3 protein-coding genes are annotated in these 2440 nt (G+C 75.1%); 2 read left to right on the top strand and 1 reads right to left on the bottom strand.

Annotation, left to right across the window (positions count from 1 at the left end; genetic code table 11):
• Window positions 1-485, top strand: a 485-nt coding sequence (locus tag AB0O29_RS35085) for an ATP-binding protein (protein WP_365160266.1), incomplete at its 5' end; no start/stop codon positions are given.
• A 148-nt stretch (window positions 486-633) separates the two neighbouring features.
• Window positions 634-1671: a serine hydrolase gene (locus tag AB0O29_RS35080; RefSeq protein ID WP_365160263.1), complete on the top strand. Its 1038-nt coding sequence runs from the start codon at window positions 634-636 to the stop codon at window positions 1669-1671.
• Here the strand turns inward: AB0O29_RS35080 and cynR are convergent.
• Window positions 1653-2440, bottom strand: a 788-nt coding sequence (gene cynR / locus AB0O29_RS35075; RefSeq protein WP_365160261.1) for a transcriptional regulator CynR, incomplete at its 5' end; no start/stop codon positions are given. The genes AB0O29_RS35080 and cynR overlap by 19 nt on opposite strands.

Genomic DNA, 2440 nt, shown 5'->3' with positions numbered 1-2440 from the left:
GCAACCTGGACCCGGCCGTCCTCTTCTCCACCACGGAGGCGGTCGAGGCCAAGACGGACGACGAACGGGCCCGTACCGACCCGGTGCCCCTGGGCGAACTCGTCGCCGACGTGGTCCGCCGGACCGGGACGGACACCCGGGTCGAGGGGGCACAGGAGAACGCCGAGCCGGTCGAGACCGATCCGCGCCGGGTGGAGCGGATCGTCGTCAACCTGGTCACCAACGCGCACCGGCACGGCGCGGGGCCCGTACAGGTCGCCGTCGAGGGCGCGCGGATCGTCGTACGCGACCACGGGCCGGGATTCCCCGCCGACCTCCTCGCCGAGGGTCCGCAGCGCTTCCGCACCGGGTCGGCGGAACGGGGCCGGGGACACGGACTCGGACTGACCATCGCCCTGGGGCAGGCGGAGGTCCTCGGAGCCCGCCTCACCTTCGCCAACGACCCGGGCGGAGGCGCGGTGGCCACCCTGGACCTTCTGGCCTGAGCCTTCCGCGGGCTGAAACGGAACCGCAATACGACCTCGCGGCCGCGGAAACGCGGCCGCACCGGTCCGGAAGAGCCACTCCCCGAGGGTGTTGCGGGTGCGGACGACCGCCGCACCGCCGTATCCGTCCCCCGGGAGGTCCTTCCCCATGCCCGTCGAACCCACGTCAAACCGCCCCCGTCTCCGCTGCCGCCTCCGCTCCCTCTTCGCCTTCCGCCCCCGCCTCCGCAGGTCCGTCCTGGTGCCCGTGGCCCTCGCCGCCGTGTTCACGGCCGGCACGGGCGGCTGGTACGCCTGGGGCGGCGACGCCCGGCACGACCAGGCCGCCGACGCGCTCGGCTCCCTGGCCGGGGCCCTGGAGCTGCCCTGGCCGACGGAGGGCCAGGCGGCCGCCGAGGTGGAGGGCGTCGGCAGCCTCGGTTCCAAGGGCGCGCAGCGGCCGGTGCCGATCGCCAGCGTCACCAAGGTCATGACCGCCTACGTCGTCCTCGGCGGCCATCCGCTGCGTCCCGACGAGCCGGGGGAGACGGTGGTCGCCGACCAGCGCGCCGCCGACGAGTCCTTCTCCGCGACGGAGTCCACCGCCCCGGTGGTGGCCGGACGCGCGTACACCCAGCGGGAGCTGCTGGAGCTGATGCTGGTGCCTTCCGGCAACAACGTCGCCCGGCTGCTCGCCCGCTGGGACGCCGGGGACGAGCGGGAGTTCGTGAAGAAGATGAACCGGGCCGCCCGGCGGCTCGGGATGGACCGCACCACCTACACCGGCGTCGCCGGCATGGAGTCCAGCACCCGCAGCACGGCGGCCGACCAGCTGAAGCTGGCCCGCGCCGTCATGAAGGACGCGGCCTTCCGGCAGGTCGTCGCCCTGCCCGCCATCACGGCCCCCGGCACCGGCACGCAGATCCACAACACGAACACCCTGCTCGGCCAGGACGGGGTCATAGGCCTGAAGACCGGCTCCTCGACCCCGGCGGGCGGCAACCTGATGTGGGCCGCCACCCAGGAGGTCGGGGGTGCGCAGCGGCTCATCCTCGGCGTGGTCCTCCACCAGCGGGCCGACACCAACCCCGTCCAGGCCAAGGCGGCCGCCCTCGAAGCGAGCCGCACCCTGATCGCGGGCATCCGCGCCGGGCTCCCCCGGGCCCTGGCCTCAGCCGCGACCCCGGTTCACGGGGCCGGCGCGTAGCCGCGTGCGCGGACGAGGTCGTGGGCGAGCGCAGTGAAGGCCCGCGCGGCGGCGCTCCGGTAGGCGCCTTCGCGGTGCAGGAGGGTGACGGTGCGGCTGGGCAGGGGCGGGTCGAGGGGGACGGGGGTGAGGTGGGGGTGGTCGTGGGTGACGGCGTCGGGCAGGACGGTGGCGAGGGGGGTGCGCCGGACGATCTCGGTGAGGGCCTGGAGGGAGTTGGCCTCGACCGCGATGCGCGGCTGGACGCCGTGGCGTGCGAAGTAGGCGTCGATGTGCTCACGGGTGGCGAAGTCCCCTCTGAGCAGCGCGAGTTGCTCGTCCTCGACGGCGCGGACGGGTAGCGGGCCGGGCGTCTCGCCCTCACGGGGGTGCGCGGGGCCGGTGACGAGGCTGAGGGTCTCCGTGAACAGGGCCGTGGCGGTGACGGAGGGTGGGTGGGGGCCGTCGAAGGCGATCCCGAGGTCGAGCCCGTCGGCGAGCAGGGCCGCCTCGATGCGGTCCTGGGGCATCTCCGTCAGCGTCAGCCCGATGCCGGGGTGGCGGGCGTGGAGCTCGGCGGTGAGCGGGCCGACCAGGTAGGCGGTGAAGGTGGGGGTGACGCCCAGGCGCAGGTGGCCCCGGGAGAGGTCCGTGACGTCGTGGACGGCGCGCTCGGCGGCGGCCAGGTCGCGCAGCGCGCGGCGGGCGTGCTCGGCGTAGACGGCGCCGGCGTCGGTGAGCCGCACCGTGCGGCCGGTGCGGTCCAGCAGCTGCACGCCCAGGGTCCGCT

The organism is Streptomyces sp. NPDC089915 (assembly GCF_040684675.1).
GTDB lineage: Bacteria > Actinomycetota > Actinomycetes > Streptomycetales > Streptomycetaceae > Streptomyces.
This window is presented reverse-complemented; position numbering and strand designations above follow the sequence as displayed.